The sequence below is a fragment of the Ochrobactrum sp. SFR4 genome (genome assembly GCF_019730395.1).
Classification (GTDB): domain Bacteria; phylum Pseudomonadota; class Alphaproteobacteria; order Rhizobiales; family Rhizobiaceae; genus Pseudochrobactrum.
On sequence record NZ_JAAPBB010000341.1, the window covers coordinates 1 to 370 of the forward strand.

Here is a 370-nt window from a genome sequence, read left to right on the forward strand (position 1 = left end):
TGCCGAGCCGGTCGAGGGTTTGTCTGGCCGACAGGTGCGACTGCTCGACCAGCCGGATGATCTCAAGCTTCTCGGTGACGGGATATCTCATTCGTCGTCGCCCCCATCCGCGATCATGCTTTTTTTGAGCAGGCGGTTTTCCAAGGTAAGATCAGCCAGCGCCTCTTTCAGGTCGCGGCTTTCACGGCGCAGCGCCTTGACCTCGTCACTGGTCGCCGAGCGAGCAGTATCGCCTGCGAGCCGCTTCTTGCCCGCTTCGAGGAATTCCTTCGACCAACTATAATAAAGGCTCTCGGCGATCCCTTCGCGGCGACAAATCGCGGCAATACTGTCCTCGCCACGCAGGCCTTCCAGAACAATGCGGATTTTC

General features: G+C 58.9%; 1 pseudogene. It reads right to left on the reverse strand.

Features of this window, described 5'->3' with window-relative positions:
* Window positions 1–370 (reverse strand): annotated as a pseudogene (locus HBA93_RS19275) (transposase); the annotation flags it as partial.